The following is a 5806-nucleotide window of genomic DNA, read 5'->3' on the forward strand; positions in this document are numbered from 1 at the left end:
TAGTTACAGCTCTGCTTACAATAAAATCGAATTCACCTTTTACATTTTCAGCTCTAATTTGTTCGGCTTTTACATTTTTCAACCCCAAAGCATCGGCAACTTCTTTTACAACTTTTATTTTTTTTCCAATAGAATCAACTAAATAAAAGTTGGTTTCAGGAAATAAAATTGCCAACGGAATTCCAGGAAAACCACCTCCTGTACCAACATCTAAAACTTTAGAGCCAGGTTTAAAAGATTGTACTTTTGCAATACCTAAAGAGTGCAATACGTGTTTTGTATATAATTCATCAATATCTTTTCTGGAGATTACATTTATTTGGGCATTCCAAAATTTATACAATTCTTCTAGTTTCGAAAATTGATGTTTTTGAGTTTCAGACAAATCAGAAAAATGATTTAAAAGTGTTTCCATAAGTATTTTAAATAATTGGCTGTAAAATTACTATTTCAAAAATTAAATTAACATCTTTTCAAAAATTGTTATATTTTTCCCAAAAGTTCTTTTAAAAACTTAAAATGGCGTAATTTTGGCACATACGTTTATATATATATAAAAAGTAGTATGAATAGTAATCAAACAATAAGCTTTTCACGCAATGATAAAGCTAAATTTTTTAGGACTCTAAATAAAAGAGTCAATACTTATTTTAAAGAGAATAAGATCAAACGTACTGGTAATTGGAAATTATACACAAAAGCAATTATTATGTTTGCTGTATTTTTAGTTCCACTAATTTTAATTTTAACTGTGCCGATGCCTCAATGGGCATTACTTTTATTAACAGTTGTTATTGGTATTGGAATGGCAGGTGTTGGTATGAATGTGATGCACGATAGTAACCATGAATCTTTTTCAAGTAAAAAGTGGGTAAATAAATTAATGGGAAGCAGTATTTATATTTTAGCAGGAAATGTTTATAATTGGAAAGTGCAACACAACGTTTTGCATCATACTTTTACAAATATTCAAGGCCATGATGAAGATATTGATGCTGGTAGAATTATTCGTTTTTCGAAACATTCTAAATGGTTGGGAATTCATAAATTTCAAAAATATTATTCCATATTTTTATATGGTTTATTAACTATCAATTGGGCAATAACTACCGATTTTAAACAAATGCATAATTATTTGAAACGCAAGCTTTCTTATGGCGATTTTCCAAACCCGGCAAAAGAATGGACTGTTTTAATAATTACTAAAATTGTTTATTATTTATTGTGGATTGTATTGCCATTACTTGTTTTAGACATCGCTTGGTGGAAAGTATTAATTGGATTTTTTGTAATGCATTATACTGCCGGAATGATTTTAAGTGTTGTTTTTCAATTGGCACATGTAGTTCCAAAAACCGAAATGCCATTGCCAGATAAAGATGGTAATTTAGAACATACCTGGGCAATACATCAGTTATATACAACTTCGAATTTTGCGCCAAAAAATAAGTTTGTTTCTTGGTACACAGGAGGGTTAAATCATCAGGTGGAACATCATATTTTTCCACATATTTCTCATATTCATTATGGTAAAATTGCTAAAATTGTAAAAGATACTGCAACAGAGTTTAACTTGCCTTATAACGAGTATAAGACATTTAGAAAAGCAATAATAGAACATTTTAATCAACTAAAAAATTTGGGTGTAAAACCTAATTACGCTTAATTTATCATGAAAAATCAACTATCAGACAGAATTAACAGTTTACCTGTATCGGCAACATTAGCAATGGCTGCAAAAGCAAGAGAATTAAAAGCAGCAGGAAAAGACATTATTAGTTTAAGTTTAGGAGAACCAGACTTTAACACTCCAGACTTTATTAAAGAAGCGGCTATACAAGCTGTTCACGATAATTACAGTTCTTATAGTCCTGTAGATGGGTATGCAGATTTAAAAGATGCAATTATTACAAAATTTAAACGTGATAATAATTTAGACTACAATCCAAGTCAGATAGTTGTTTCAACAGGAGCAAAACAATCAATTGCAAATGTTGCCATGGTATTGTTAAACCCTGGTGATGAAGTATTGCTACCAGCACCATATTGGGTAAGTTATTCTGCAATTGCAACATTAGGAGAAGCAACTTATAAAGAAATTCCTTCTTCTATAGAAACTGATTTTAAAATTACTCCGGAGCAATTAGAGGCAGCTATTACTCCTAAAACAAAAATGATTTTCTTTAATTCGCCAAACAATCCAAGTGGTTCTATTTATAGTGAACCGGAGTATAGAGCGTTGGCAAAAGTTATTGAAAAATACCCAAATATTTATGTGCTTTCAGACGAAATTTATGAGCACATAAGTTATGGAGAGCCAACTTTTAGTTTTGCAGCAATAGAAAGTATGTACGACAGAACAATTACTGTAAATGGTGTTGCAAAAGCATTTGCTATGACAGGGTGGAGAATTGGTTATATTGGTGCGCCAGATTGGATTGCTAGAGCTTGTAATAAAATTCAAGGTCAAATTACTTCTGGAGCAAACAGTATTGCACAAAGAGCTACAATTACTGCTTTAGAAGCACCTGTTTCAAAAATTCAGTATATGGTAGATGAATTCCATAAACGTAGAGATATGGTATTGGATTTGTTGAGTAAAATTGAAGGTTTTAAATTAAATAAGCCAGGTGGAGCATTCTATATTTTTCCAGACGTTTCTTTTTTCTTCGGAAAAGAGATTAAAGGACATAAAATTGAAAACGCAACAGATTTTTCGTTATTCTTATTAGAAGAAGCAACAGTTGCAACAGTTACTGGTGAAGCTTTTGGAGCGCCAGATTGCATAAGAATGTCTTATGCTGCATCCGAAGTACAGTTGCGTGAGGCAATTACTAGAATTGGAAAAGCACTGGCTTAAAATAATTTTTTTTATACATAAAGAGGCTGTTTAAAACATTTTAAACAGCCTCTTTTTTTGAATAATTTTTTTATTTTTTTAACAAAAATAGTTGAAAAAGGTATTGTTTTTTAATTTACATTTGTATTGATTTACAAGGTATATGTAATCAATTTTTATTTGATGAAATAAAATAGTTTAAGATTCAATCTTTTGAAAATTAGGAAGTCATATTCAAAAGTAGGTCTTGGTAAGACCCAGAATCGTAGGTTAACTTCTTTTGGTAATTCACATAGTATCTATACTATTTAGTGAACTTACAAAACTCATATTTTTTTAATAACAAGTCCAGATTTTTAAATCTGAAATTTCAAGTATATTTTATTGTGCGGAATATTAAAAAATATGAATAAAAAAATTAATAGTTATTTAAAACCTAAAAAAATGAAAAAATTAATGATTTTACTTTTTACAATGGCATCTTTAGCTTTTGTAAATCAACAAGAAGAAAAAATAACTATCAAAGCAACTTTTGATGGTTTTGAAGAAGGCATTTATTATTTTACAGATGAAGAAGATGAAAGCTTTTATTTTGAAACAATTAGTAAAGAAGCGCTTGCTAAATACAATCTTTTAAAAGAAGAATTTATTGGTGAATCTTTTGAAGTTACCTATAAAATTGAAACTAAAACAGATGAATACGAAGAAGAATACGAATCGTACACAATTGTTAAATTAAAACTTATTGAACAAGAATAGTTTTTTTAAAAGGGTGTCTGAAAAGTAAAATCCAACTCAATTTGTCACATTGGGCGTATTTAGAATTGAGCAGTCCAAAGCTCTTTATATCCATAAAAAATGATGTATTCTTACTAAATATAAATTTTACAAGATCCTGAAAATGGCAATTTCAGACACTCCTTTTTAATACAATTTAAACCTTATAAGGTTATTATAGTTAAGTGAATAAAAAAAATACACATTTAAAAAACAACGGAAACATAAAAAGAAAATTTTTATTTGTTTCCAGATGGGGAGAATCCTTAGACATTGCTTACACAACACAATTAGAAGGTAATAGTGTTAAAATGTATATAGAAGACAAACCTTCAAAAGAAATTGGCTACGGTTTTATTACCAAAGTACAAGACTGGAAAAAACACATTAATTGGGCCGATATTATTATTTTTGATTATACAGGTTTTGGTAAAATTTGTAAAGAACTTAGAGCTTCAGGAAAAGTAGTATTTGGCGGAAGTGAATATACAGATGCCTTAGAATTAGATCGTAATTTTGGTCACGATGAACTTCAAAAACACAAAGTTAAAATTATTCCATCTAAAGAATTTCAAAATTTTGAAGATGCTATAAGTTATGTTGAAAAACACCCAGACTCTTATGTTATAAAGCCTTGCGGAGAAATACAAGAATTAAAACAACTCCTTTTTGTAGGAAGTGATGATGAAGGTAAAGATGTAATTCGTGTTTTAAAAGCCTACGAAAAATCTTGGGGAAATAATTTTGGGAATTTTCAGTTACAAAGAAAAGTAAAAGGTGTGGAAATTTCAGTAAGTGCTTTTTTTAATGGAAAAGAATTTCTACGTCCTTTAAATATTACATTTGAACATAAAAAACTGTTTCCTAAGGAATTAGGTGTTTCTACTGGAGAAATGGGAAGTAGCATGTTTTGGACTGATGAATCCCCAATTTTTAATAGTACACTTCAAAAGTTTGAAAACACTTTAGCCAAAAAAGATTTTAGAGGACACATAGATATAAATTGTATTGTAAATGGAAACGGAATTTATCCGTTAGAGTTTACATCCAGATTTGGATTTCCACAAATATTTATTCAAAAATCGGGAATTAACGAACCAGTTGGAAATATGTTATATAAAATTGCTATTGGAGAAAATTTTACGATTAATGCTAAAAAAGGATTTCAACTAGGAGTCTTTATTGTGGTGCCTCCATTTCCGTATGACGATAAAAAAACGTTCGATTTGTTTTCTAAAGATTCCGTTGTAATTTTTAAAAAAGAAATGAAAGAAGGCATACATCCAATGCATCTAAAAAACATTAATGGCGAATGGCTTATTACAGGAAACACAGGCATTGCGTTAATGGTTAGTGGAACTGGATTAACTATGAAAGATGCGCAAAAAACAATGTACAGCCGCGTTAATAATATAATTGTTAATAACAGTTATTATAGAACAGATATTGGCGATAGATGGTTTAATGAATCGGATAAATTAATGTCCTGGGGTTTATTGTAAATCGTTAAGTATGATTTTAGAATTTAGTAGTTTAGAAAAAAACACTACACAGTTTTTTAATATGTTACCTCAAGATTGGCAAGATATTATTGCTCCACAATGGGCGGAATTTAAATACTCGGCATCAATTTACGTTTTTAAAGAAAATGAAACTATAATTGCTGGTGGAATTGTGTTTAAAAATGGACATCCAAACAGTACTGATTTTGAAAATAAATTCAACTATTTATACGCAGAAAATTATTATTATATCGGGTTTTTATGGGTAATTCCTGAAAAAAGAAATCAGCAATTGGCTTCAAAATGGTTATCTAAAGTTCATGGTTTAAATTCTTATCAAAAGTTTTGGCTTACTATTGAGGAAGCTTCATTACGAAATTTTTATCAAAAAAATGGATACAAGGTACTTGCCGAAAATAATGAACTACAACCAAAAGAATTTATTTTGACATATAATCCAGAATAAATTTGACAAACTTCTTTTAAGTATTAGAAAATATTATCTAAAAGTGTAAACTATAAGGATTGTTAGTTATAAGTAAATTTTGTACATTTAGGTATTATTAATTTAAAAAAGAAAAGAATATGGCAGTAATGAAAGTTATTGAAGTAATGGCAAGTTCTGATAAAAGTTGGGAAGAAGCTACTAAAAAAGCAGTTTCACATGCTTCTAAAAGTGTTAAGCATA

The 5806-nt window shown here is 29.3% G+C and carries 7 protein-coding genes; 6 read left to right on the forward strand and 1 reads right to left on the reverse strand.

The genetic code is table 11. From position 1 onward, the window contains the following. The coding region (gene rsmG, locus AB1Z17_RS08230; RefSeq protein ID WP_368051320.1) for a 16S rRNA (guanine(527)-N(7))-methyltransferase RsmG at positions 1-415 on the reverse strand (415 nt) is incomplete at its 3' end. A 150-nt stretch (positions 416-565) separates the two neighbouring features. On the opposite strand from rsmG, the gene AB1Z17_RS08235 reads away from it, so the two are divergent. The 6 genes from AB1Z17_RS08235 to AB1Z17_RS08260 all read left to right on the forward strand — a co-directional run. Continuing rightward, positions 566-1666: a fatty acid desaturase gene (locus AB1Z17_RS08235; RefSeq protein WP_368051321.1), complete on the forward strand. Its 1101-nt coding sequence runs from the start codon at positions 566-568 to the stop codon at positions 1664-1666. Positions 1667-1672: 6 nt separating this feature from the next. Further along, a complete protein-coding gene (locus AB1Z17_RS08240) occupies positions 1673-2860 on the forward strand; it encodes a pyridoxal phosphate-dependent aminotransferase (protein WP_368051322.1) in 1188 nt (395 codons plus the stop codon). A 384-nt stretch (positions 2861-3244) separates the two neighbouring features. Then, positions 3245-3598 carry a hypothetical protein gene (locus AB1Z17_RS08245; RefSeq protein ID WP_368051323.1) on the forward strand — a complete coding sequence of 118 codons (354 nt, stop codon included), beginning with the start codon at positions 3245-3247 and terminating at the stop codon, positions 3596-3598. A 203-nt stretch (positions 3599-3801) separates the two neighbouring features. Further along, entirely contained in the window at positions 3802-5118 is a 1317-nt protein-coding gene (locus AB1Z17_RS08250) for a phosphoribosylamine--glycine ligase (protein ID WP_368051324.1), read from the forward strand. A gap of 10 nt (positions 5119-5128) precedes the next feature. Beyond that, a complete protein-coding gene (locus AB1Z17_RS08255; RefSeq protein ID WP_368051325.1) occupies positions 5129-5584 on the forward strand; it encodes a GNAT family N-acetyltransferase in 456 nt (151 codons plus the stop codon). A gap of 119 nt (positions 5585-5703) precedes the next feature. Beyond that, positions 5704-5806, forward strand: a 103-nt coding sequence (locus AB1Z17_RS08260) for a dodecin domain-containing protein (RefSeq protein WP_368051326.1), incomplete at its 3' end; no start/stop codon positions are given.

The organism is Lutibacter sp. (genome assembly GCF_040883305.1).
Classification (GTDB): domain Bacteria; phylum Bacteroidota; class Bacteroidia; order Flavobacteriales; family Flavobacteriaceae; genus Lutibacter.